The organism is Agrobacterium sp. 6Ca8 (assembly GCF_055382765.1).
On sequence record NZ_AP026434.1, the window covers coordinates 882,204 to 906,363 of the forward strand.

At 58.5% G+C, this 24,160-nt stretch carries 20 protein-coding genes; 11 read left to right on the plus strand and 9 right to left on the minus strand.

Annotated elements, in window-relative coordinates; genetic code table 11:
• The first annotated feature begins 2 nt into the window (after window positions 1-2).
• The 4 genes from ACZ5A6_RS18230 to ACZ5A6_RS18245 all read left to right on the plus strand — a co-directional run bounded on the left by ACZ5A6_RS18230 (window position 3) and on the right by ACZ5A6_RS18245 (window position 4,205).
• Window positions 3-1,076, plus strand: coding sequence for an ABC transporter ATP-binding protein (locus ACZ5A6_RS18230; protein ID WP_112673856.1), 1,074 nt, complete (start codon window positions 3-5; stop codon window positions 1,074-1,076).
• 78 nt (window positions 1,077-1,154) lie between these two features.
• Window positions 1,155-2,429 (plus strand): extracellular solute-binding protein, encoded by a 1,275-nt coding sequence (locus ACZ5A6_RS18235; RefSeq protein WP_025595973.1) that lies wholly within the window; start codon window positions 1,155-1,157, stop codon window positions 2,427-2,429.
• A 67-nt stretch (window positions 2,430-2,496) separates the two neighbouring features.
• Complete coding sequence (locus ACZ5A6_RS18240) at window positions 2,497-3,381, plus strand: carbohydrate ABC transporter permease (RefSeq protein ID WP_003517835.1); 885 nt, start codon at window positions 2,497-2,499, stop codon at window positions 3,379-3,381.
• Window positions 3,378-4,205 (plus strand): carbohydrate ABC transporter permease, encoded by an 828-nt coding sequence (locus ACZ5A6_RS18245; protein WP_003517833.1) that lies wholly within the window; start codon window positions 3,378-3,380, stop codon window positions 4,203-4,205. Before ACZ5A6_RS18240 ends, ACZ5A6_RS18245 begins: the two co-directional genes overlap by 4 nt.
• Window positions 4,206-4,230: 25 nt before the next feature.
• On the opposite strand, the gene ACZ5A6_RS18250 is transcribed toward ACZ5A6_RS18245, so the two are convergent.
• The 9 genes from ACZ5A6_RS18250 to ACZ5A6_RS18290 all read right to left on the minus strand — a co-directional run bounded on the left by ACZ5A6_RS18250 (window position 4,231) and on the right by ACZ5A6_RS18290 (window position 13,859).
• Entirely contained in the window at window positions 4,231-4,965 is a 735-nt protein-coding gene (locus ACZ5A6_RS18250; protein WP_013761384.1) for an ABC transporter ATP-binding protein, read from the minus strand.
• Complete coding sequence (locus tag ACZ5A6_RS18255) at window positions 4,962-5,831, minus strand: ABC transporter permease (protein WP_464111234.1); 870 nt, start codon at window positions 5,829-5,831, stop codon at window positions 4,962-4,964. Before ACZ5A6_RS18255 ends, ACZ5A6_RS18250 begins: the two co-directional genes overlap by 4 nt.
• Window positions 5,828-6,823 carry an aliphatic sulfonate ABC transporter substrate-binding protein gene (locus ACZ5A6_RS18260; RefSeq protein WP_464111235.1) on the minus strand — a complete coding sequence of 332 codons (996 nt, stop codon included), beginning with the start codon at window positions 6,821-6,823 and terminating at the stop codon, window positions 5,828-5,830. Before ACZ5A6_RS18260 ends, ACZ5A6_RS18255 begins: the two co-directional genes overlap by 4 nt.
• Before the next feature lie 149 nt (window positions 6,824-6,972).
• Window positions 6,973-8,301, minus strand: coding sequence for an LLM class flavin-dependent oxidoreductase (locus ACZ5A6_RS18265; protein ID WP_003517825.1), 1,329 nt, complete (start codon window positions 8,299-8,301; stop codon window positions 6,973-6,975).
• Window positions 8,302-8,754: 453 nt separating this feature from the next.
• A complete protein-coding gene (locus ACZ5A6_RS18270; protein WP_025595982.1) occupies window positions 8,755-9,876 on the minus strand; it encodes a sn-glycerol-3-phosphate import ATP-binding protein UgpC in 1,122 nt (373 codons plus the stop codon).
• Between the two features lie 41 nt (window positions 9,877-9,917).
• On the minus strand, window positions 9,918-10,805 hold the full coding sequence (locus tag ACZ5A6_RS18275) for an ABC transporter permease subunit (RefSeq protein WP_038493768.1): 888 nt from the start codon (window positions 10,803-10,805) through the stop codon (window positions 9,918-9,920).
• A gap of 10 nt (window positions 10,806-10,815) precedes the next feature.
• The gene (locus tag ACZ5A6_RS18280; protein ID WP_035199309.1) at window positions 10,816-11,706 is read right to left on the minus strand and encodes a carbohydrate ABC transporter permease; all 891 of its coding nucleotides are present in this window, start codon (window positions 11,704-11,706) and stop codon (window positions 10,816-10,818) included.
• A 75-nt stretch (window positions 11,707-11,781) separates the two neighbouring features.
• Window positions 11,782-13,125, minus strand: coding sequence for an extracellular solute-binding protein (locus ACZ5A6_RS18285; protein ID WP_003517816.1), 1,344 nt, complete (start codon window positions 13,123-13,125; stop codon window positions 11,782-11,784).
• Between the two features lie 260 nt (window positions 13,126-13,385).
• Window positions 13,386-13,859 (minus strand): VOC family protein, encoded by a 474-nt coding sequence (locus ACZ5A6_RS18290; RefSeq protein ID WP_025595986.1) that lies wholly within the window; start codon window positions 13,857-13,859, stop codon window positions 13,386-13,388.
• Between the two features lie 445 nt (window positions 13,860-14,304).
• Here ACZ5A6_RS18290 and ACZ5A6_RS18295 point away from each other — a divergent pair, with 445 nt between their 5' ends.
• The 7 genes from ACZ5A6_RS18295 to ACZ5A6_RS18325 all read left to right on the plus strand — a co-directional run bounded on the left by ACZ5A6_RS18295 (window position 14,305) and on the right by ACZ5A6_RS18325 (window position 24,020).
• Window positions 14,305-16,089, plus strand: coding sequence for a methyl-accepting chemotaxis protein (locus ACZ5A6_RS18295; protein ID WP_464111236.1), 1,785 nt, complete (start codon window positions 14,305-14,307; stop codon window positions 16,087-16,089).
• 172 nt (window positions 16,090-16,261) lie between these two features.
• The gene (locus tag ACZ5A6_RS18300) at window positions 16,262-17,179 is read left to right on the plus strand and encodes a transglycosylase SLT domain-containing protein (RefSeq protein ID WP_464111237.1); all 918 of its coding nucleotides are present in this window, start codon (window positions 16,262-16,264) and stop codon (window positions 17,177-17,179) included.
• 147 nt (window positions 17,180-17,326) lie between these two features.
• Window positions 17,327-17,740, plus strand: a complete 414-nt coding sequence (locus ACZ5A6_RS18305) for a hypothetical protein (RefSeq protein WP_464111238.1) — start codon at window positions 17,327-17,329, stop codon at window positions 17,738-17,740.
• 109 nt (window positions 17,741-17,849) lie between these two features.
• Window positions 17,850-19,724 (plus strand): sigma-54-dependent Fis family transcriptional regulator, encoded by a 1,875-nt coding sequence (locus ACZ5A6_RS18310; RefSeq protein WP_464111239.1) that lies wholly within the window; start codon window positions 17,850-17,852, stop codon window positions 19,722-19,724.
• A 176-nt stretch (window positions 19,725-19,900) separates the two neighbouring features.
• On the plus strand, window positions 19,901-20,974 hold the full coding sequence (locus ACZ5A6_RS18315; RefSeq protein ID WP_013761375.1) for a 2,3-butanediol dehydrogenase: 1,074 nt from the start codon (window positions 19,901-19,903) through the stop codon (window positions 20,972-20,974).
• Between the two features lie 66 nt (window positions 20,975-21,040).
• Window positions 21,041-22,840: an NAD(P)/FAD-dependent oxidoreductase gene (locus tag ACZ5A6_RS18320; RefSeq protein ID WP_003517801.1), complete on the plus strand. Its 1,800-nt coding sequence runs from the start codon at window positions 21,041-21,043 to the stop codon at window positions 22,838-22,840.
• A 199-nt stretch (window positions 22,841-23,039) separates the two neighbouring features.
• On the plus strand, window positions 23,040-24,020 hold the full coding sequence (locus ACZ5A6_RS18325) for a 3'-5' exonuclease (protein ID WP_464111240.1): 981 nt from the start codon (window positions 23,040-23,042) through the stop codon (window positions 24,018-24,020).
• The last annotated feature ends 140 nt before the right edge of the window (window positions 24,021-24,160 follow it).

The window sequence follows — 24,160 nt, forward strand, 5'->3', positions numbered from 1 at the left end:
TGATGGGTGTCCGTCTCAGCAATATCGCCAAGTCCTTCGGCTCCTTTGCAGCCATCCGGGACGTTTCGATGGAGATTCCGACGGGCAGCTTCGCGGTTTTCGTGGGGCCATCCGGTTGCGGAAAATCCACCCTGTTGCGCATGATCGCCGGTCTTGAGGAAACCAGCGGCGGTCACATCGCCATCGACGAGCGCGACGTCACCGCTGTCGAGCCGGCGGATCGCGGCGTTGCCATGGTCTTCCAGAATTATGCGCTTTACCCGCATCTGACGGTGTTCGAGAACATGGCTTTCAGCCTGCGTCTCGCCCGCCGTCCGAAAGCGGAGGTGAATGAGAGGGTGGGGGAAGCTGCCCGCATCCTCCAGCTCGAGGACAATCTGCACAAGAAGCCATCGCAGCTTTCCGGCGGCCAGAGGCAGCGCGTGGCCATAGGCCGCGCGATCGTGCGACAGCCGAAGGTGTTTCTCTTCGATGAACCCCTGTCGAACCTGGATGCGGAACTGCGCGTGCAGATGCGGCTGGAACTGACCCGGCTTCACCGCAAGCTCGGCGCCACGATGATTTACGTCACGCATGACCAGGTAGAGGCCATGACGCTTGCGGACAAGATTTTCGTGCTGAAGGGCGGCATCGTGCAACAGGCGGGCGCGCCGCTCACCCTTTACGACGATCCGGACAATCGTTTCGTCGCTGGATTCATTGGATCGCCCGCGATGAATTTCCTTGCCGCCGACATCGTCGGGCAGCGGGACGGTATCGTAACGCTTACGCCTGAAGGTGGTGAAAAGCACCTCGAAGCCCGGCTTTCGTATCCGGTTTCCCCCGGCCAGCGGGTCGAAATCGGCATAAGGCCCGAGCATCTGGTGATCACGCAAGAGGGTGCTTTGCCTGTCAATGTCGAGGTGGCGGAGGAGCTTGGCGACCTTTCCTATCTCTATACCCGAACGCGTGCCGGGAAAGAACTTGTCGTGCAGCGGCAGGGCTCGCGCGAGCGGCTGGATGGCCGGTCCGTCTCACTGAGTGCCTCGCCCGATCACATCATGGTTTTCGGCAGCGACGGCAAAAGGTTGCGATAGGCGCGAGGAGGCGCCTTTCGATGCAGTAGCAGACCGCCCCGAGAACGGGGTGTTTCCAACAAACGGGAGGAGTGAACGATGCGACTGATCAAGACATTGCTTGTTGGTACGGTTCTGGGCCTGAGCGCCCTGCCGGCACTGGCGAAGCAGGATATCGTCTGGTGGGACTTTCTGTCGGGCGGCGACGGCGTGCGCATGAAAGCGCTGATTGCTGCCTTCAACAAGGAGCACCCTGACATTCAGATCAAGGGAACGACGCTAGAGTGGGGCGTTCCGTTCTATACCAAGGTGCGCACGGCGTCCGCCGTGGGTGAGGGGCCTGATGTCATGACCTATCACCTGTCGCGCGCGCCGCTCGGCCTTGATGAAAAAGTATTGAGCGAAATTACCACAAAAGACCTTGATGATGCCGGGTTGAAGACCAGCGACTTTTTCAGCGCACCCGTCGAGGCAGCAACCCACGACGGCAAGCTTTATGCGGTGCCGTTCGATATCCATGCCCTTATTCTCTATTACAACGCCGATCTTCTGAAAGGGTCTCCCTATCTCGATGCCGAGGGTAAGTTGACCGGTATCAAGACGATGGAGGATTTCGAAAAGGCGCTGGCCTGGGCGAAGGACAAGGGCGTTCAGACGCCGGTTACCTATCAGTCGGGTGGCGAAGCCGGTGTCTGGCGTGTCTTTTATACACTGTTCTCACAACAGGGCGGCGAGCTGGTCACCAATAACGAGGTGCTTGCCGGCGACAATGCCGAAAAGGCTGCCAAAGCGATCGATACCATGTCGAAATGGCGGGAAAACGGATGGGCGCCCGAGCAGGCGGAATATCCTGCGTCCGTTGCTCTCTTCTCCGCTGGCAAATCCGCCTTCCAGCTTAATGGCGTCTGGGAAGTTCCGACCTACAAGGATCTGGAAAAGAACGGCAAACTCGGCTTCAAATGGAGCGCTGTGGAAGTTCCGCCTTTCATGGGCAAGCGCGCCACCTGGGCGGATTCGCACGCCTTTGCGATCCCCAACCAGGGTGACAAGACCGTTTCCGGCGAGAAACGCGCCGCTGTCATGACGGTTATTGGCTGGATGGAAAAACACGCCATCAGCTGGGCCGATGCGGGGCATATTCCGGCCTATAAATCGATCACCGAAAGCAGCGAATACAAGGCGATGCAGCCCAATGCCACATATGCCTCGCTGGCGGAGGCGGCAGTGTTCGATCCGAAGACCACGATTACCGGAGTTGCCTCACCCGCTTACGATGCGGCGCTTAATATCATCGCTCCGGCCATCCAGGGCTACATGAGCGGCGCGGATGCGGTCGAGCAGATCAAGTCCGAGCTTCAGGGAAAGCTCAAGTAATCCGTGACTGCCCTCTGGCTGACAGCCGGAGGGCAGCGTGCAATGCGGGAAGTCCCGGAGGCATTCCATGGCTATGATTGAAAACCGGCGCAAGAAGTCGCTGATCGCACTGTCGATGGTGACGCCATTCATCGTGGTCTTCGCCACGTTCTTTCTTTACCCCCTGATCGAGATGATACGCATCAGCTTCACGGATGCGCCGCTTATCGGCGATGGCAACTGGGTCGGCCTGCAGAACTACATAAAATTGCTGAGCGACCGCCTGTTCGTCACCTCGCTCAAGAATAACGGCTATTTCGTGCTGCTGACGGTGGTGCCAACAACGGTCATCGCCCTGTTGATTGCGCTTGCGGTCAGCCGATTGTCCGGCATCAAGCAGACAATCGCCATGAGCCTGTTTTTCCTGCCTTATGTCCTGCCGGTTTCGGTCGTCACTGAGATCTGGGCCTGGATGCTCGACCTGCAGTTCGGCATTCTCCAACCGGTCATTTCGTTGCTGGCGGGCAAACCCGTCGCGGTTTTCAAGAACCCCAATTGGGTCATGCCGATGGTCGCCGTCGTCACCATCTGGTGGACGAACGGTTTTAACGTTCTGCTCTTCATCGCCGGCTTGCGAAACATTCCGACCGAGCTTTATGAGGCCGCAGCTCTTGATGGCGCAACGACATGGCAAAAGTTCCGGCGCGTCACATGGCCGCTTCTGTGGCCGGTGACCGCACTGATCCTGACGCTGCAATTGATCCTGCAACTGAAGATATTCGACCAGATCTACCTCTTGAGCGGCGGCGGACCCTTCAATTCCAGTTTCGTGCTTCTCCTTAAGGTCTACCGGGAAGCCTTCCAGATGAACAATGGCGGTTATGCATCGGCCGTGGCGACCGTGCTCTTCCTGTTGATCGTCATCGTATCCGTTCTCCAGTTCCAGTTGCTACGCATCCGGAGGAATTCATGAGCCTGACCAAAAGACTTGAGAACGTCGTCCTGACCCTGCTGACATTTTCGGCAGCACTGGTATGGATTTTCCCGCTTTACTGGGGGTTCGTGACGTCGTTGCGCTCGGACGAGAATGTTGCGGGAAACACGTCGCTACTGCCTGATGAGTTCCAGCTTGGTGCCTATGTGAATGCCATCTTCAATACGCGGCTGTTGACCTGGTATGTGAACTCCATCGGTACCGCCGCGATCGTCACGGTCTCTGTGCTCATCATTTCGATGTTATGCGCCTATGCGCTATCGCAGATCCGCTTTCCGGGACGGCGACTGCTCTATGGCATCGTGCTCGCGAGTTTCATGGTGCCCGCGCAGACGCTTGTCGTGACACAGTTCATCCTGATGAAGAACCTCAACCTCATCAATACCTGGGCGGGCATCATCCTGCCGCAGCTGATCACGCCAATCGTCATCATCGTCTACAAGCAGTTCTTCGACAGCGTGCCCAAAGAGATGCGGGAGGCGGTGGTTCTGGATGGTGGCGGCGAATACACGATCCTGTTCAAGGTGTTTCTGCCGCTGAACTGGGGCATTACGACCGCCATGGCGATCGTGACCTTCATTACGGTGTGGAACGCCTTCTTCTGGCCTTTCCTCGTCATCACGTCCGAAAACATGATGACGATCCCCGTCGGCATCACGCAGGTCAACGACACCTTCGGCATCGTTTATGCACGCCTGATGGCGATTGCCATGCTGGCGGCTCTGCCGGTCATCGTCGCCTACGTCATCTTCCAGCGGCGCGTGACGGAAGCCATCATGATTTCGTCCGGCGTGAAAGGGTGAGGGCGGCGAAAGATGCCGGCGCCAGTCAGATGACGTGAGCGTTGTGCAGGGCAGTCAGCACCTCGTTCTTGAGGGTGGCGAGTTGCGGCGACCTTCTGTCGCGCGGGCGCGGCTCGTCCACTTCTATCCGCTGCTGGATACGGCCGTCATGGGCACCCATCATGTAAATGCGGTCACCGAGATAAAGCGCCTCGTCAATATCGTGGGTGACGAGCAGGAAGGAAATGCCGCGCTGTTCGACGAGTTTCAGAACTAGGTCCTGCAATTTCATCCGCGTGAAAGCATCGACCGCGCTGAAGGGTTCGTCGAGCAGCAAGATGCGCGGCCGGGTATAGAGCGCTCTTGCTATGGCGACACGCTGCGCCATGCCGCCTGAAAGGGCTTTCGGTAACGCGCTGCCATGGCCGCTCAAGCCCACATCGTTGATCAGTCCTTCTACCCGCTCGACATCATATTTCTTGCCGGCCGCATAACCGATGTTTTCGGCAACTGTCAGCCATGGCATCAGGCGGGGTTCCTGAAAGACGAAGGCGATGGGCGGTGAGTCCGATGCCTGAACCTCCTTTGCCTGCTGAACCTTCACAGCGCCTGAGAAATGCCGGTCGAGGCCGGCGGCGATGCGCAGCAAGGTGCTTTTCCCGCACCCACTTGGTCCGAGAAGAACCGCCGCTTCACCATCGCCGAGCGTCAGGTGAATATCCTGAAGGACAACCGTGTCTCCGAAGGCTTTTTCGCGAACATCGACATTGAGCAAACTCATCGCAGGCGCCCTCCTTGCTGAAGGGGATAAGTGTCGCGCCATCTGAGGCAACGTTCCTCGACTATCTTGAAGAGGCTGTCGGAAATCTTGCCGAGGACGGCAAGGCAGATAATCGCTATCATCACCAGATCGGGTCGGGAGAGTTCGCGCCCATCGGAAAGCATGTAGCCGATGCCCTCGGAAGCCGCCAGAAGTTCCGCTGCGACAACGCTTAGCCAGGCCAGCGACAGGCCGTAACGCAAGCCCGTGAACAGATGCGGCAAGGAGGCGGGAATGAAAATCCGCCAAACCAGCACTGGCAGCGGCTGGCGATACATCTCGCCCACTTCCACCAACTTGCGGTCGACATTCCTGATGCCGGAGAAGAGGTTGAGATAAACAGGGAAAAACGCGCTTTTGGCGATCAGTACGATTTTCGAGGTTTCGCCAATGCCGAACCAGATCATCAGCAGTGGCACCCAGGCGAGGCTCGGAACCGCGCGTAGCGCCTGAAACGTCGGCTCAAGATAACGCTCGGCGGCAACGACCAGCCCAACCAGCGAACCGACGACGATTGCAAGAAGGGAGCCAATGATGAAGCCGACAAAGACACGGGCGGTACTGGCTGCGACATTCGTCCACAAAGGACCCTCGGCGAGCCTTAGAAACGTGTCATAAAGCTCGGAGGGCGGCGGCAGCACGTAGGGGCTTACCCAGCCCACGCGCACAAACAATTCCAGCAGCAACAATGAGCCGACCGGCACGATTGCGCCGCGCAGGTCGAACCGTCCCAGGAAATTCCCCACTCTTTGCACCAACGGCAGTCGGGAAGGGAGTTGTTTCGCAGTCTGCTTCACGCGCTGAAATTCGCGCGGATGGGAATTCATGCTCCCAGCGCCTTTTTCGCCGGTACCGGATCGATCAGCGACGAAAGGACGCTGTCGACATTGACGCCAGGACGCAGCACATCGTCGCCAAGCAACGGGGTCACGATACGGATCGAGTTCAGCAGTTCCTCGCCTGGAACAGGATCCTTCCAGTCGCGCTTTTCGATCGTCAGCTTGGTGATCTGGGGATCGTTGCCGGTGACCTTCGTGACGAAATCGATGAATTCGCCGTTGTTTTCACGGATCCATCTTTGTGTCTCGACCCAGACACCGAGGAGGCGTTCGACCGCTTTCGGGTATTTCGCCAGAAACTCCTCGGAAACGCTGAAGACGCTGCCGTCGCGCCAGCTACGCTCATCGAAAATCGCCCTGTCACCGGCAAGTTCTGCCTGGGATGTGTGTGGATCGATGCCGACCCATGCATCGACCTGTCCCTGCTGAAGCGCGTTGAAGCCTTCCGGATGCTGCAGGTTCACGACCTTGAGGTCATCGATCGAAAGCTTGTTTTGGGCAAGGGCGCGCAGGAGGGTGAAATAGGGCGCGGTACCCTTGGTGACCGCAATGGTTTTGCCCTTGAGATCGGCGACGGTCTTGACCGGCGAATCCGGGCGAACCTGTATGATGGAAGAACCGCCCCAGCTTGCCACATAGATCACCTTCAGCGGCACACCATTGGCGCGGGCCAGAAACGCGGAAAGTGCTGCCGAACCGGCAAAATCCGTCGAGCCGACCTTCAGGAATTCGAGCGAATTGTTGCTTCCGCGGGATTGTACCCAGGTGATATTGGTGCCGACATCCTTGAACGCTTCCTCAAGCCAGCCCTTGTTCTTTATCAGCAGCGTGTGTGAGGAGTAAAATCCCCAATCCAGCTTCAGCTCAGCAGGAAACTCCTGTGAGCTCTGGGCCAGCGCGCTGCCCGTGGCAAAGGGTGCTGCGAGAGCCCCGGCAATGCTGAGTTTCAGGATCTGGCGGCGAGAATGTTTAGCCTTCATAATAGTGTACCTAATTTATGTAATTTGTGTATTTAAAGGGTATGGGTCGGCGTTTATGAGGTCAATCCAGCCTTCTGGAACCTCATGCCAAACTTCAGGGCGGGCGTGGAAAATCTCCCTACCGCTTGCCGGATCGGCGCGACGGCGCGTTATTCAGGGAAAAAACGATTGGCCGGACGTTGCAAGCCGAGATGATCGCGCAAGGTCGTTCCCTCATAGTCCTTTCTAAACAGGCCGCGCCTTTGCAGTTCGGGCACAAGCAGGGTCGTGAAATCGTCAAGTCCGGCAGGCAGGAACGGGAAGGTGACGTTGAAGCCATCCGACCCCTCTTCGTATAGCCATTGTTCCATCTCGTCGGCGATGGTTTTTGCCGTGCCGACAAATGCGAGACCCCCATAGCCACCCAGCCGCTGCGCCAGCTGGCGCACCGTCAGCCCCTCGCTCCTTGCAAGTTCGATCACCCTCTCGCGGCTGGATTTGCTTGCATTGGTTTCGGGAATGTCAGGCAAGGGGCCATCGGGATCGAAACTCGAAGCATCGTGGCCGAGCGCAATCGAAAGCGAGGCTATCGCGCTTTCATAATGGACGAGGCTGTCGAGCCTGGCGCGTTTGGCCTTGGCTTCTTCCACGCTATCGCCGACCAGAACGAAAGCGCCCGGCAGGATGACAATGCCGTCGCGGGAACGGCCTGCCGCAACGGTTCTGTCCTTGACGTCCCTGTAGAACGCTTTTCCCGCCGCAAGCGTGGGTGTTGCCGCAAAAACGACCTCGGCAGTTTCGGCTGCGAGCTGGCGCCCCGGCTCTGAAGCCCCGGCCTGAACGATGACGGGCCAGCCCTGCACCGGACGCGCTATATTGAGCGGACCGCGCACGGAAAATTCCGGTCCCTTGTGATTAAGCACATGCATTTTTTCAGGGTCAAAGAACAACCCGCTATCGACATCCCGGAGAAAGGCATCATCGGAAAAGGAATCCCACAGCCCGGTAACGACGTCGTAAAATTCCCGCGCTCTTCCATAACGCTCCGTGTGGTCAGGCTGTTCGTCCCGGCCGAAATTAAGCGCCGCATCCGGATTCGCTGTGGTGACGATGTTCCAGCCGGCGCGACCATTGCTGAGGTGATCGAGTGAGGCGAAACGCCGGGCTACGTGGTAGGGCTCATCGAATGTGGTGGAGGCGGTGGCAACCAGCCCGATGCGGGAGGTGACGGCGGCGAGCGCCGAAAGCAGGGTGAAGGGTTCGAAAGACGTGACGGTATGGCTGCGGCGCAGTGCTTCCGTCGGCATGTTCAGCACCGCCAGATGATCGGCCATGAAAAATGCATCGAATTTCGCGGCTTCAAGCTGTTGCGCAAATCGCGCCAGATGGCCGAAATTGAAGTTCGCGTCCGGGAAGGATCCGGGATAACGCCACGCACCCGTGTGAAGACTGACGGGCCGCATGAAGGCGCCGAGATGCAGTTTGCGATCGTTTGCCATTGGGCTTCACTCTTTCGTTGAAGTTTTGACCCGAGCGTTTTGTCTGTCGGCCGCCAAGGATCGAAGACCGGCTCGGTCCTCATCGCGACGATAGCCTTGCTGGCGGCTCGGTGCGGCAAAGACTATTGCGATTATGATTTCCAAACAGAAAGATTTTTCCTGAAATCACTCATTTCGCAAGATCGCTTTGCCTGCAACGGGTTTGCCTCATCGTGTTGACGTAATATCCGGCAAGCGATGTGCTTCACGTTGTGATCGCCAAGCAAATTTCGACGTATTTCGCGCAATGATTCTAATGAGAAAATGGCGTAAATTCAAAGTATTGGTCGATATAGCTAATGTACTGGATTATTTCGAAATCGTAGTTAGAGATCGAAAACGTCGTTTGGAGATCCGGCGTGGTTGGGACACCCCCAAACCGCGCCGGACTGATCCGTGCTCAAACGTCCGCCATCAAACTGCCAGCAGCTTTTCGTTGCCGATGCGGGTTGTCTCGATGGCACCCTCCGTTTCGATGCGCTTGCCGGTGGCCGGATCGAAAAAGTGGAGGTGGGCCGGGGGCAGTTCGAAGTGGATGCGCTGGCCGGGTTTGACCAACAGATCTTCGCCGATGGCTGCGGAGAAAGTTTCGCCGGCGATTTCCGCATGTACGATGCGGCCGGAGCCCAGCTCTTCTACAAAGTCCACGGTTGCGGGCACGCCCGCACCCTCGATGCTGACCAGGCATTGTTCAGGGCGAATGCCGACTGTCACGTCGCGCCCGCGCAGCTCCAGCGCGGTCTCGGGGAAGAGTTTCACCGGCTGGCCGCCCAGCATGACGGATGGAGATTCGACCTCCACCCGCGTGTTGAACAGGTTCATCGCCGGTGAGCCGATGAAGGAGGCTACGAAGGTGCTGGCGGGGCGGTGATAGATATCGAGCGGATGACCGACCTGCTCCACATTGCCCTTGTTCATCACCACCAGCCGGTCGGCCAGCGTCATGGCTTCCACCTGATCATGGGTGACGAAGACGGAGGTGGCCGACAGGCGCTGGTGCAGTTTGCGGATTTCGGCGCGCATCGTCACACGCAGCTTTGCATCGAGGTTGGACAGCGGTTCATCGAACAGGAATACCTGCGGTTCGCGGATGATTGCGCGGGCCATGGCCACGCGCTGGCGCTGGCCACCGGAAAGGGCGGCAGGCTTGCGTTCGAGATAGTCGGAAAGGCCAACGATCTTGGCCGTTTCCTCGATGCGGCGCAGGCGCTCAGCCTTGGGAACGCCTGCGACCTTCAGCGCATAACCGATATTGCCTGATACCGTCATATGCGGATAAAGCGCGTAGTTCTGGAACACCATGGCGCAACCGCGCTCGCGCGGCTCCAGCGTGTTGACGACGCGCCCGCCAATGGCGATTTCACCTGACGTGATATCCTCCAGCCCGGCGATCATTCGCAGAAGTGTGGACTTGCCGCAGCCCGAGGGGCCGAGGATGACGACGAATTCGCCGGTTTCGAAAGTGAGATCCACGCCGTGCAGGGTCGGGGTCTTGCCATAGGATTTGCGGACCTGCCGAATATCGATCTGAGCCATGATATTAAGAACCTTGTTGTTGAGAGCCACGCGTCGCGTCGTCACTTGTCGGATGACACGAGACCGCGCACGAACCAGCGTTGCAGGAACGCCACGACGAGAAGCGGCGGCATGATGATGATGAGGGAACCGGCAAGCGTGACGTTCCAGTCCGGCGTGCCGTCCTCCGAAGGCAAAAGGGCACGCAACGACATCATCACCGTCTTGTAGGAGGGGTCGGTGACCATCAGCAGCGGCCACAGATACTGGTTCCACGAGGAGACGAAGAGAATGGTGGTTAGGGCCAGCATGTTGGTGCGCGAGAGCGGCAGCAGCACGTCGAAAAAGAAACGCACGGGGCCGGAGCCATCCATGCGCGCCGCCTCCGCAAGTTCATCAGGCAGGGTCATGAAAAACTGCCGGTAGAGAAAGGTGCCGGTGGCCGTGGCGACAAGCGGCAGCGACAGGCCCGCATAGGAATTCAGCAGGTTCCATTCGACGTTGACTTCGACACCGCTCACCAGCGCTATAAGGTAACGGAACGGCTGGAACACATCCGCTGCCACGGCATAGGTCGGAACGGCGCGAATTTCGAGCGGCAGCATCAGCGTGATGAAGACGGACCAGAAAAACAGGTGTTTCAGCGGCGAGCGGAAAAACACGATGGCGAAGGCGGTCAGAGCGGAAAGGGCTACCTTGCCCGCTGTGACGAGCGAGGCCATCACCAGGCTGTTGAACATGGCGTTGCCCAGATTGGCGCGGTTCCAGGCGGTGCTGAGATTTTTGAAAAGCTCGCCCTGCGGCATGAAGCTGAAGGGCGTGTGATTCACCTGCTGCACCGTCTGGCTGGCGCCTGCCAATACCACGATGAAGGGGCCGATAAGAAGCAGAAGTCCCGCGACCATGACCACGTAGGTAAAGGCGTCGGCATAGGGCGTGCGCTGTATCATCTCTCAGGCCTCACTTGTAATGGACGCGCCGCTCGATGAAGCGGAACTGGATGAAGGTGAAGACCATGATGAGGCCGATGAGGACGATGGTTTGTGCCGAGGCGCCGGAATAGTTCAGCCCTTCGAAGGCCTCGGTGACGATGCGGTAAACCATCACATCGGTGGCGCGGTTGGGGCCGCCCGCCGTCAGCGAATGCACGATGCCGAACGTGTCCTGGCCGACGAAACCCTCGGTCATCATCGTCACCATCAGGAAGAACAGCGTGGGTGCGAGCAACGGCACCTGAATGTCTATAGCGCGGCGGATCGGGCCGGAGCCATCCATCGCCGCAGCTTCCGTCAGCGAACGGGGTACGGATTGCAGGCCGGCAAACAGGAAGATGAAGGTGTAGCCCGCCCATTTCCAGATAAAGATGGCGATGACGAGCGTCAGTGCATGTTCGCCGTATTTCGCCGGGTTCCAGATATCTGGCCAGGCGGCGTTGAGTGAAGCGGCCAACCCGCGTTCCGGCGACAGGATGAAGCGGAAGGCCATGCCTGCGGCGGGACCTGCGATGGCGAAGGGCAGGATATACAGAACCCGGAAAAATCCGGAGCCGGGAAGCTGGCGGTCGACGGAGAGCGCCAGGGTGAGGCCGATGAGGATGGCGACGAAGGGGCCGACGGTCGCGAAGATCAGGCTGACGGTAACGGAATGCCAGTAGAATGGATCAGAGAAGACTTCCTGGAAATTGGCAAAACCAACGAATTCTGCCGCGCCGCCGAAGGGCGGCTGGAGGGTGAAGGCCCAGTTGATCACCGCCGCCACGGGCCAGTAGAAGAACAGGAGGATCAGTGCCAGCTGCGGCAATGCGAACAGCAGCGGCAACCATGTGCTTTTGAAAACGGCGCGCTTTTCCATGAAATATCCGAAACAGAAAATGGCATTAAGGGTTTGCCCGCGCGGAGACGGGCAAACCCAGGCGAAAAGGACCGCTTAGTTCAGCTTGGCGCCGGCATAGGTCTTTTCGAAGCGGCGCAGGCCGGCATTCGAGCGCTCGACAGCCTTGTCGAGTTCGGTCTGAATATCGGCGTTCTGCATGAAGATGGCTTCGAGCGAGGTCGAGACTTCCTTGCGGATCTGCGTGAAGCCGCCGAGGCGGATGCCGCGGGTATATTCGGAAGGCGGCGTAAACGTGAGGCTTTCGATTGCCTTTTCACGGCCCTTGTAGGGCGCCTTGTCGTAGAAGCCGTTGGCCTTCATGGCGTCGAAGCCGGTCTTGGTGACCGGGATGTAGCCGGTAACAGTTGACCACCACTCAACCATATCAGGCTGCGCGATGAAGTTCAGGAATGCGGCCGCACCCTTGTATTCAGCTTCCGGACGACCAGCCATGACCCAAAGCGAAGCGCCGCCAACCAGCGAGTTGTGGCGCTCGGTGCCCTTCCAGATCGGCAGCATGGCGACGTCCCACTTCACGCCCTCAGGCATGGTCTTGCCGACGGTGCCATGGCCGGCAATCGAGGACATGAACATCTGGCAGGTCTGCGAGGTGAAAGCGGGCAGGATGTCCATGCCGAGCTGCTTGGTCTTGACGACGAACAGCTTCTCGTCCTGCATCTTCTTGAAGAATTTGACCTGATCAACGAACTTCGTCTTGTTGATCGTCAGTTCGGCGTCGAGGCCCTGATAACCGTTGCCCTTGGTGGCGATTGGCTGGTTGTGGATGGCAGAGAACTGTTCCATCAGCATCCAGGTGTCGAAATTAAAGGCCAGCGGGCATTCGAAACCGGCCGTCTTGAGCTTCCGGGCGGCTTCTTCAACCTGTTCCCATGTGTCGGGCTTGAAGGTGATGCCGGCTTTTTCGAAAGCGGTGACATTGTAATAGAAGACCGCAGTGGAGGAGTTGTAGGGGAAGGAGTTCAGCTCGCCGTCAGCCGTTGCATAATAATTGGCAATGCCGGGGAAATAGTTGTTCCAGTCGATTTTGTAGCCGTTGTCGGCCATCAGCTTCTTGGCGGGAACGAAAGCCTTGGACAACATCATGTCCAGCGTGCCGGCATCGTAGATCTGGGTAATGGCGGGCTGCTTCTTGGCGCGGTAGGCGGCAATGGTGTTCTGCAGCGTGGCGTCGTAGTCGTTCTGCGACGTGCAGACGATTTCGAATTCAGCCTGGGAGTCGTTGAACTTCTTGCAGGTTTCCTGAACGCGGTCGCCGAGATCGCCGGAAAGGCCGTGCCAGAATTCGAATTTGGTCTTTTCTGCGTGGGCAGCCGTGGCGCCGAAGGCGGCGGCAATGGCAACGCCTGCCACGAAAGAGGTCAGAGCGGAAGATTTCATAAGTTGAGCCCCGTTGATGGAGTAATGGCATGACCGGCGAGGACGTCACGTCCCCAACACGAAGCCACGGGCTCTGCTAGCAGCCGTCTTTGACGGATCGCTTACACTTTGTTGAACGTTTTGTGATGAGTGAAGATACAGGTACGCATAGGCGTCCAGGGAAAATCAGATAAACGGGTTTTATCTGATTTTCCGTTGCTTTTCAGTTCTTTACTTAAAATGTCTTTCTTCGCTACTTGTCGCTGAATGACTTGTTAGCATCAACCTCGACGTGCCGCTTCGATGGTGGCGACGTCGATTTTCTTCATATCCATCATTGCCGCGAAGGCACGTTTGGCCTCGGCGCCGCCGGCAGACATTGCTTCCATCAACACCCGCGGGGTGATCTGCCAGGAGATTCCCCATCGGTCCTTGCACCAGCCGCAGGCACTTTCTTCTCCGCCGTTGCCGACGATGGCATTCCAGTATCGGTCCGTCTCTTCCTGATCCTCCGTCGAAATCTGGAACGAGAAAGCCTCGGTGTGCTTGAATGTCGGCCCACCGTTGAGGCCGATACAAGAGACGCCTGCCACCGTGAATTCCACCATCAGCACGTCCCCCTCCTTGCCGGAGGGGTAATCGCCCGGCGCCCGATAGACGGAATTGACGGTACTGTCGGGAAAGGTCTCGGCATAAAATCTGGCTGCGGCCTCGGCATCCCTATCGTACCAGATGCAGATCATGTTCTTCTTCACGGCGTGTTCCTCCCAAAAGAAAGCCCCATTCGGTAAACAATGTCGCCATGCGCCGATCGTTCCGAAAGGAGGCGGGAAGGTGCAATTTTGCAAAGGAATAAAGGTTGTGCGTCATGACGGTGCCGGCGCGATGATCAAACGCGACGCGCATGGATATTTAAATCCAGCGCCTCACCCTTCGGTGATAGGCATCATATGCCGGGCCCAGCCGCGCCCGTTCTGAAGAATAAATATGAAACAATGTCTCTTTGTAACGTGAAGCGCGTGCTTGACCTAATATGCAGATTATTGCGGCAGGAAGACGCGTATTGCCCAAATTTCGCCCGTACCATCAACTCGCGTGATCAACGTCAAGATTATCCTTAAATATTATTTAATAATGTAATCATATTGTTGGTGAACGATTTTCAGTAGAAACTGTCCAGCTGCCATCGGAGGATCGCGCGTGAGTTTTCTTGATCGTGGTGCCAATGCTTTCGCGGTTCTTGCCGCGATCTCCAAATCTCAAGCCATCATCGAATTTGATATGGCCGGAAAGATTCTCGCCGCCAACGAGAATTTCTGTCGTGCGCTCGGTTACGAGCTGGCGGAAATAGTCGGCAGACATCACAGCATGTTCGTTGAACCTGAAGTCGTGTCATCGCAGGACTACAAGGCCTTCTGGTCAAAGCTTTCGGCCGGCCAGTTCGATCAGCGGCAGTACAAGCGCATTGGCAAGGGTGGCAGGGAAGTCTGGATCGAGGCCTCCTATAATCCGGTGTACCGTCGCGGCAAGCCGGTGAAAGTGGTCAAGATCGCCACGGATATTACCGAGCGCAAGCTGAAGGCGGCGGAAGATGCGGGCAAGATCGACGCCCTGTCGCGGGCGCAGGCCATCATCGAGTTCTCTCCGAACGGCGAGGTCCTGACGGCCAACGAGAATTTTCTGGCGGCGCTCGGCTATTCGCTCGCCGAGGTGCAGGGAAGGCATCATTCGATGTTCTGCGAACCCGCCTACACACAGTCCCCGCAATATGCGCAATTCTGGAAAAGGCTTGCTGGCGGCGATCTGGTGGCGGATGAATTCATGCGGCTTGGCAAGGGCGGTCGTAAGGTTTTCATTCAGGCCTCCTATAATCCGATCTTCGATTTGTCCGGCAAGGTGTTCAAGGTTGTCAAATTTGCCACCGACGTGACCGGGCGTGTTGAAAATGTCGAAAAGCTCGCGCAGTCCCTGACCAATCTGGCTGACGGTGATCTTTCGCAGAGCATCGATAAACCCTTTATCCCCTCGCTTGAAAGATTGCGGTCCGACTTCAACGCTGCCTCGAAAAAGCTCAAGAAGGCCATGACGCTGGTCTCTGAAAATGCCGGCGCCATTTCTTCGGGGTCGAATGAAATAAGGTCCGCGGCCGACGATCTCGCCAGACGTACGGAACAGCAGGCCGCCTCTATCGAGGAGACGGCTGCGGCCCTCGAGGAGATCACCACCACCGTCAATGATTCAAGCCGCCGGGCGGAAGAGGCTGGAAAAATCGTCGGCCGTGCCCGCGACCACGCCGAACATTCAGGTCAGGTTGTGCGCGATGCGATCAGTGCCATGGACCAGATCGAAAAATCGTCGCGTGAGATTTCGAATATTATCGGCGTTATCGACGAGATTGCCTTTCAGACCAATCTGCTTGCGCTGAATGCAGGCGTGGAAGCTGCCCGCGCAGGCGAAGCAGGCAAGGGTTTTGCCGTGGTTGCGCAGGAAGTTCGCGAACTTGCGCAACGCTCGGCGACGGCCGCAAAGGAAATCAAGAGCCTGATCAACGCGTCTGGCACGCAGGTTGAAAACGGCGTTGGCCTTGTTACCAAAGCGGGCTCTGCCTTGCAGGAAATCGCGGAACAGGTGCGCGACATCAACACCAATGTCGTAGCGATCGTCGATGCCGCGCGCGAACAGTCGACCGCGCTCGCCGAGATAAATCAGGCGGTCAACACCGTTGACCAGGGAACGCAGCAGAATGCCGCGATGGTTGAGGAGCAGACGGCTGCCAGCCACAGCCTTGCACGGGAAGCGGCAGCGTTGTTTGAGCTTCTAGGGCAATTCCGGTTCGATGACGTATCGCACTCGACATCGTCGTCGCGGAGCGGCTTCGAGCAGCAGGCTACCTTTGCCACTCCGCGTCGCCCGGCATCCCGCCCGCTTGCGGTGCGCGGTTCCGCTGCAGTCGCCGTCGAACATGAGGATTGGCAGGACTTCTAAGCACACAAGATGGCCTTGCCGACGCGGAAATGCGACCTTTATTCTGGACGCATGGAAGCCTCGGCAAGGCCCAAACCGAAGCTTCCATTGAAGATGAGCCATAGGTCTGGGCATATCTTGCAGAATGCCTGATAATCGGCGTATCGGGCGTGGGATTTGCGGGGAATTTTGCTTGGCGGGTATATCGACACGCTGCGTGGGTCTTGCTCTGTGGTTGCTGGCGCTTGCCAGTGGCACGACCGGGGCCGAGGAGAAGGTCGATGGCAAAGTCTCCTGCACCTACACCCATGATGTCGCGCCGGAATTGTGCATCCGTGTCGAAAGCTACAATAACGACCTGTGTCACGCCATCGAGGTTCTGGCCGGGCGCCACGCCGTTCCGCCGGATTATTTCGCCCGGCTCATCTGGCGGGAAAGCCTGTTCCGGGCCAATGCGGTCAGCCCGAAGGGCGCGGAAGGCATAGCACAGTTCATGCCTGGAACCGCAAAGCTGCGTGGTCTCAAAGACAGCTTCAACATAATCGCCGCACTCGAGGCCTCTTCCCGGTATCTGTCCGAGCTGAATACGCAGTTTGGCAATTTCGGTCTCGCCGCCGCAGCTTATAATGCGGGCGAGGCGGGATTGCGGAATTTTATCGCGACCGGTCGGCTGCCGACGGAAACCCGGGATTATGTGTTTGCGATAACGGGATATCCGGTTGAGAAATGGAAGGACAATCCGCCGGAAAAGGCGGCCCCGGCATTGGATGAGACCCGCTCCTTCATCGATGCCTGTCTGCGTCTGGCCGATACGCGAACGATGAACGATCCTGTCCTCATCTCGTCGGCCGACTGGGCGCCCTGGGGCGTGCAGCTTGCCGCGCATTATAATCCGGCGGTGGCGAACCGGCTTTTTACCCGCGCCATTGGCCAACTATCCGGGCCGCTTAATGCCGAGCGGGCTTTGATCGTGCGGCAGCGAGGCGGCAATTTCGGTTCGCGCCCGCGTTATGCCGCCCGCATCGGCCGCAATACACGCGCCCAGGCCAACGAGCTTTGCGGCGAAATCCGCCAGGCCGGCATTCCCTGCACCGTGTTCCGCAACAGATGAGAACAGCTGTATGACCCTGTCGATCATAACAAGTTGATCAGCATCTGGGTCGCACCTCCTTTCAGAGCAAAATTATCGAGCCTAGATTGCAACGCTGACGCCGGAACGTGTCGGCTGATGGTATTCTGTGAGGGAAGAAAACTGAAAATGAGATGGCTTGAAACGGGATGTCTGGTCGGCGTGCTGGCCGCCATTTCTGGGTGCGCCACGACCGGGCAGACGGACGCATCGCAAACGGTGGCGAGCCTCGTGGGCCAGCCCCTGGATGCGGCTATCGCCAGACTCGGCCGTCCTAACAAGGTGGTCATCGAAAAGGGCGCGACGGAATCCTATTGGCTGAAGGTGGATGTTGAGACCTATGCCGGCCTCTCCAACAAGCGGGAAATCCGCACCTTGAACGGGCAGGTGCGGATATCGGAAACGCAAGGCATGAAGATCAAGGAGCATCGCCGCGACTGCATCATCAAGATCACCGCGGATCCCGCTTCCACCATCAAGACCAGCGAAATCATCGGCAATCCGGCCAATTGCGAGAACATTATCAATCGCCCAAACACCTGAGGCGGTCGCATTCGAGACTGTTACATCGCTTCGAACGACCGAACCACCGTAAGAGGTGGATTGTGGGCGATCTCCTAATATGCGACCATTCGTGCCGGAGGATGCGTGCATGGTATCGACGCTGTCGCATATACGAGAGATCGAACGTGTCGGCATGGGCGCGGTCAGCCCGCGTGATACGCCGGTCATCCAGTCCTGGCTGCGCTGCCTCAATGACTACAAGCTCGACCCAACGATCGCGCAGGAAGCCTATATCGTGCCCGAGCTGAAGCTTCGGGAGCATCGCGAGCAGGCCGAGGAGCTCATCCGTATCGGCCGCTCCGGTCTCGAAGCCCTGTTCAACCAGATTGCCGAGCAGAATTACGTCCTGTTGCTGTCGGATGCCCGCGGCGTTACCGTCGATTTCATGGGCGACCCGACCTTCGACAACCAGTTGCGGAGGGCGGGGCTTTACCTTGGCTCGGAATGGTCGGAAAACCGGGCCGGCACCTGCGCTGTTGGCGCCTGCCTCGTTTCCGGCGAGCCGGTGATCATCCATCAGGATGACCATTTCGATACCAGCCATATCGGGCTGACCTGCACTGCGGCGCCCGTCTTCGATACGCTCGGCGATCTCACCGCCGTGCTCGACATTTCCCAGCTGCGCTCGCCGACGGCCAAGGCCAGCCAGCAACTGGCGCTGCATCTCGTTGCCTCCACCGCGCGGCGCATCGAGCTTGCCAATCTCATGACCCGCACCCGCAATGACTGGGTGTTGCGTCTTGCCCGTTCACCTGAGTTTCTTGACGTCGATCCCGATGCGGCGATCGCCCTTGATGGCAGCGGACGTATCACCGGCATGACCCATGGTGGCTTCGGGGCGCTGGCGCGCTCCATGAACATGCACGGCCTTGCCACCCGCGATTTTCTCGGCCAGCCGATTTCCTCGGTCTTCGATATCGATGTGGACGACCTGCCGCGCTTCATGCGCGGGCGGCCGAATGGCGAGCGGCTTTTGCGCGCCCGCAACGGTCTGGTGCTTTTTGCCAGCGCGATCGCGCCCGCCGTCAGCATTCGCGCTCCTGTCACGCCTGAGCCACGCTTGCCGCGAGCGCTGAGGGACATGAGCAACGGCGATCCGGCGATGGAAAAGGTGCAGGCGCGGGCAGCAAAGCTTGCCGCCCGCGATATTCCCATCCTCATTCAGGGTGAGACGGGCAGCGGCAAGGAATATCTGGCACGGGCGATCCATGACAGCTGCAACAGCGACGGCAATTTCGTCGCCGTCAATTGTGCGGCAATCCCGGAGCATCTGATCGAATCCGAATTGTTCGGCTATACGCCCGGTGCCTTCACCGGCGCCAGCCAGAAAGGCAAGCGCGGTCTCATCGAGGAGGCAAGTGGCGGCACTTTGTTCCTGGATGAGATTGGCGACATGCCGCTTTCTCTTCAAAGCCGCCTGCTGCGCGTGCTTTCGGAAAACGAGGTGCAGCCGGTTGGCGCATTGAAAGCCAAGCCGGTGCGTCTGAGAGTACTGTCCGCATCGCACCGCGATCTTGCCGAACTGGTGAAGGAAGGCCGTTTCCGGCAGGACCTCTATTATCGCCTGAACGCCGCAACGGTGACGCTGCCGGCGCTGCGGAAGCGCGAGGATCTCGGCTGGCTGATCGATCAGTTTCTCCGCCGCATCGAGAAGGGAAACGGCGAGACCTACAGGATCGATACGGCGGCACGGGCAATTCTGCTTGACCATGACTGGCCGGGCAATCTGCGCGAACTCTTCAATGCACTGCGGGTTGCAGCCGCGCTTTCCGATGGCGGCAAGATCGATCCGGGTTGCCTGCCTGAACACCTCTTTGCCGAAGTCGCCACCGTTGATGCATTACGCGATGACGACGATCTGCGCCGGGCGCTGAAGGACTGCGGCAACAACGTCTCGGCGCTGGCGCGAAGCCTCGGCGTCAACCGCTCCACCATTCACCGCCGTCTCAAACGCCTGAATTGACTGCGTCCGAACCGGTGCGACCATTGCAACACCTGTTGCACGGAACCTGTTGCATTCTGCCGGCGAGCCTCAGAGCTGAATTTGTAACCAATTGAAAATACGTCAAGATATGGCGCAAGCCATTCTGGCATGCCGCTTGCTGATCCTTCTGTGCAAGAACTACAGGAGGAAATGCAATGAAAGCACTGCGCTTTCACGCCGCCAAGGACCTACGCATCGAGGATGTGGATATGCCGCCCGAGCCCGGTCCGGGTGAGGTGCTCGTCGAAAACAAGTTCTGCGGCATCTGCGGCACGGACCTGCACGAATATGCCTATGGCCCGATCTTCGTGCCGAAGGAGCCGCATCCTTTCACCGGCGCGCACGGGCCGCAAATTCTCGGTCATGAATTCGGCGGTGTCGTAAAGGCCGTAGGCGAGGGCGTTAGCCATGTAAAGCCCGGCGACCGGGTATCGATCCAGCCGCTCATCATGCCGCGCCATGGCGACTATTATGCTGATCGCGGTCTTTATCATCTGAGCACAAATCTCGCTCTCGCCGGTCTGTCCTGGCATTCCGGCGGCATGGCGCAGGCCGCTCTTCTCAACGACTATAACGTCCAGCCGATACCCGATGCGCTTTCCGATCAGGAAGCGGCCCTCATCGAGCCGACGGCAGTCGCGGTTTATGCTTGCGACCGTGGCGGTGTCACGGCCGGCAGCAGCGTGCTTGTGACCGGTGCCGGGCCGATCGGCATTCTCGTCGCCATGGCGGCCAGGGCGGCCGGTGCCTCGCAGATATTTCTTTCCGATCTCAACGACACGCGTCTGGCGCTGGCGCGGGCGGCGCTTGGCGAGGTGCGCACGATCAATCCCAAGACGGAAAAGGTGGGCGATGTCATCCGCGCCGAGACCGAAGGCAATGTTGGCTGCGATGTCGCCATCGAATGCGTCGGCAATGAATATGCGCTGAAGAACTGCGCCGATGCCGTGCGCAAGCAGGGCGTTGTGGTGCAGACCGGCCTCCACCCCGGCGAGAACCCGCTGAACTGGTTCGACGTGACTTTCAAGGACATCGATATCCGCGGCTCCTGGGCCTATCCGACTCACTACTGGCCGCGTGTTGCCCGGCTGATTGCCAGCGGCCAGATCCCGGCGAGCCGGATCGTTACCAAAAACGTCTCACTCAGCGAGGCGGTCACGGAAGGGTTCGACCAGCTGCTCGACCCGGCCGGCAAACATCTGAAGATCCTGATCGACCTGTCGCGATAGGCCGATTTGAAGTGCGGGGCGGTTGAGGAGCCGTCCCGTTTCCACATTGAGCAGGAGGAGGAATACATGCTCGACAAGACCCCCACCACGCGCCTTCAGGCGCTTCTCGATACGTTCGGGGCAGCACTCGAAGCTGGCCGCATCGATGATGCCGTTAATCTGTTTGCCGAGGATTGCTACTGGCGCGACCTCGTTGCCTTTACCTGGAACATCAAGACCGTTGAAGGTCGCGATCAGGTGCGCGACATGCTGCAGGCGCAGCTTTCGACAGCCAGACCCACAAACTGGCGCATCGCTACCGGCGAGGAGGCGACGGAGGCGGATGGTGTGCTTGAAAGCTGGATCACCTTCGAGACGGCGACAGGGCGCGGCTACGGCCTCGTGCGCTTCAGGAACGGGCAGATATGGACGCTGCTGACGGCGCTTTCCGAACTGAAGGGCCATGAGGAAAAATCGGGCTTCACCCGCCCGCTCGGCGCAAGGCACGGCCAGAACCTTGGTGCCAAAACCTGGATGGAGGAGCGCGAGGAGGAAGCGCGCACGCTCGGTTATGACAAGCAGCCCTATACCGTCATCATCGGCGGTGGACAGGGCGGCATCGCGCTCGGCGCCCGGTTGCGCCAGCTCGGCGTGCCGACGATCATACTCGAAAAGAACGAGCGGCCGGGTGACAGCTGGCGCAAGCGCTACAAGTCGCTCTGCCTGCATGACCCGGTCTGGTACGACCATCTGCCTTACATCGATTTTCCGAAGAACTGGCCGGTCTTTGCCCCCAAGGACAAGATCGGTGACTGGCTCGAATTCTACACGAAGGTGATGGAACTGAACTACTGGACCCGCTCCACTGCCAAATCCGCCAAGTGGGACGAGGCGGCGAAGGAATGGTCGATCGTCGTCGATCGCGATGGCGAGGAAGTCGTGCTCCGGCCAAAGCAACTGGTCTTTGCCACCGGCATGTCCGGCAAGGCTAATATTCCGGATTTCAAGGGCCGCGAGCGCTTCAACGGCGATCAGCACCATTCCTCGCAGCATCCGGGGCCGGATGGGTACAAGGGCAAGAAGGTCGCCGTGATCGGTTCCAACAATTCGGCCCATGATATCTGCGCCGCACTCCACGAAGCGGGTGTCGATGTGACCATGATCCAGCGCTCGACGACCCATATCGTCAAATCCGATACGCTGATGGATATAGGACTCGGTGCGCTCTATTCCGAACAGGCCCTGGCGAATGGGGTGACGACGGCGAAGGCCGATCTCATCTTCGCGTCACTGCCCTACCGGATCATGCATGAGTTCCAGATCCCGCTTTACGACAAGATGAGGGAGCGCGACGCTGATTTTTACGCCGCACTGGAGAAAGCCGGGTTCCAGCTAGACTGGGGTGCGGATGGCTCGGGCCTCTTCATGAAGTACCTGCGGCGCGGCTCCGGTTATTATATTGATATCGGCGCCTCGCAGCTGATCATCGATGGCAAGGTGAAGCTTGCCGCCGGTCAGGTGGACGAGATCACCGAAAATTCGATCAAGCTCGCTGACGGCAAGGAGATCCCTGCTGACGTCATTGTCTATGCGACGGGCTATGGTTCGATGAATGGCTGGGTCGCCGATCTCATCGATCAGGAAACGGCAGACAGGGTCGGCAAGGTCTGGGGTCTCGGTTCGGATACGCCGAAAGACCCGGGGCCGTGGGAAGGCGAGCAGCGCAACATGTGGAAGCCGACGCAGCAGGAGGCGCTGTGGTTCCACGGCGGCAACCTGCACCAGTCGCGGCATTACTCGCAATATCTCGCCTTGCAGTTGAAGGCGCGCATGGAGGGGCTTCCTACACCTGTCTATGCATTGCAACCGGTTCACCACACACGCTGACCACGGGTATTTCGATCGATAAAGGTAATGCAGAAAGGGGGCGGAACATTCCGCCCCTTTTCTGAATCCAATGCGGGCAATGCCAAACGGACGCCGCCCGGTTTCTGTGGATCACGGCAACCGCTGTTGTTAGTGTGAGCCTCTGCGCATATGTTGGAAAACTCAATATCGATTTCCGGCCAAAGCGGACAGAAGAACAATGACCTCCCAGTTGGATTTTTTTGCTTCCGCGACGGTGCGGCTTCCTCAGGCTGAGCGCGGGCGAAAAGCGGGTGGTCGTGAAACGATGCAGAAATCGGTTCCTGATGATGAGGCCTTGGTCGAATATCTCGAATCCACAGGCAATTACCGCGTCCTGCGCAAGTTGCAGCCGCGAGCGATCTGCGAGCAGCCGCGACCGGGGTTTCCACGTCAGGGCGTGATCCTCGACACCGAGACCACGGGCCTCAACCATCGAACCGATGAGATCATCGAAATCGGCGTCATTACCTTCACATTCGACGATCAGGGCACGATCGGGGATGTCACCGGGGTCTATGGCGGTCTGCGACAGCCGGGCACTTCCATTCCGGAAGAAATCACGCGCCTGACGGGTATCACCGATGAAATGGTTGCCGGACAGACGATAGACATCGACCGGCTGACCTCCCTTGTTGAAGGTGCTGATCTGATCATTGCCCACAATGCCGGCTTCGATCGTCCGTTTTGTGAGGCCTTCTCGCCGATCTTCCGCAATAAGGCCTGGGCCTGCTCCGTTTCTGAGATTGACTGGAGTGGTCGGGGTTTTGAGGGCAGCAAGCTCGCCTACCTCATCGGGCAATCCGGCTATTTCCATGACGGCCACCGAGCAGTCGACGATTGTTTCGCTCTGCTGGAGGTGCTGGAACAGGTACGCGCCGGCCAAAGCGGGACGCCCTTCATGGAACTCCATGAAGCCAGCCAGCACTCCCGGGTTCGCATTTACGCGGAGAACAGCCCGTTCGACATGAAGGATCATCTGAAAAAGCGGGGCTATCGCTGGTCTGATGGTTCCGATGGCCGGCCGAAATCCTGGTGGGTGGAACTGGCGGAGGAAAAGCTCGAAGAAGAGCTGCATTTCCTCCGAACCGAAATTTACCGCTGGGACGCCGATCCCACGGTCAAGTATCTGACGGCATTCGACCGGTTCAAAGCCGGCTAGAAAGAAACCGCGACGGCCGTACCGTCAAGTTTGCACAGCTCTGCGTTTTTTTTGGTGGTTGTCGATTTTCTTGCTCAAAATTTGGGCGAGTAGGCGCGAGCTTTTTCGCGGCATTTTGATTTTAAAACAATATCTGTTCT

Bases quoted from the DNA above. Each gene is read 5' to 3' on its own strand.
- ACZ5A6_RS18310 (WP_464111239.1), top strand. From the start codon at position 17,850: ATGGTATCGACGCTGTCGCATATACGAGAGATCGAACGTGTCGGCATG.
- ACZ5A6_RS18240 (WP_003517835.1), top strand. From the start codon at position 2,497: ATGGCTATGATTGAAAACCGGCGCAAGAAGTCGCTGATCGCACTGTCG.
- ACZ5A6_RS18235 (WP_025595973.1), top strand. From the start codon at position 1,155: ATGCGACTGATCAAGACATTGCTTGTTGGTACGGTTCTGGGCCTGAGC.
- ACZ5A6_RS18315 (WP_013761375.1), top strand. From the start codon at position 19,901: ATGAAAGCACTGCGCTTTCACGCCGCCAAGGACCTACGCATCGAGGAT.
- ACZ5A6_RS18285 (WP_003517816.1), bottom strand. From the start codon at position 13,125: ATGAAATCTTCCGCTCTGACCTCTTTCGTGGCAGGCGTTGCCATTGCC.
- ACZ5A6_RS18270 (WP_025595982.1), bottom strand. From the start codon at position 9,876: ATGGCTCAGATCGATATTCGGCAGGTCCGCAAATCCTATGGCAAGACC.
- ACZ5A6_RS18250 (WP_013761384.1), bottom strand. From the start codon at position 4,965: ATGAGTTTGCTCAATGTCGATGTTCGCGAAAAAGCCTTCGGAGACACG.
- ACZ5A6_RS18265 (WP_003517825.1), bottom strand. From the start codon at position 8,301: ATGGCAAACGATCGCAAACTGCATCTCGGCGCCTTCATGCGGCCCGTC.
- ACZ5A6_RS18260 (WP_464111235.1), bottom strand. From the start codon at position 6,823: ATGAAGGCTAAACATTCTCGCCGCCAGATCCTGAAACTCAGCATTGCC.
- ACZ5A6_RS18325 (WP_464111240.1), top strand. From the start codon at position 23,040: ATGACCTCCCAGTTGGATTTTTTTGCTTCCGCGACGGTGCGGCTTCCT.
- ACZ5A6_RS18320 (WP_003517801.1), top strand. From the start codon at position 21,041: ATGCTCGACAAGACCCCCACCACGCGCCTTCAGGCGCTTCTCGATACG.
- ACZ5A6_RS18275 (WP_038493768.1), bottom strand. From the start codon at position 10,805: ATGATACAGCGCACGCCCTATGCCGACGCCTTTACCTACGTGGTCATG.
- ACZ5A6_RS18255 (WP_464111234.1), bottom strand. From the start codon at position 5,831: ATGAATTCCCATCCGCGCGAATTTCAGCGCGTGAAGCAGACTGCGAAA.
- ACZ5A6_RS18280 (WP_035199309.1), bottom strand. From the start codon at position 11,706: ATGGAAAAGCGCGCCGTTTTCAAAAGCACATGGTTGCCGCTGCTGTTC.
- ACZ5A6_RS18230 (WP_112673856.1), top strand. From the start codon at position 3: ATGGGTGTCCGTCTCAGCAATATCGCCAAGTCCTTCGGCTCCTTTGCA.
- ACZ5A6_RS18305 (WP_464111238.1), top strand. From the start codon at position 17,327: ATGAGATGGCTTGAAACGGGATGTCTGGTCGGCGTGCTGGCCGCCATT.
- ACZ5A6_RS18245 (WP_003517833.1), top strand. From the start codon at position 3,378: ATGAGCCTGACCAAAAGACTTGAGAACGTCGTCCTGACCCTGCTGACA.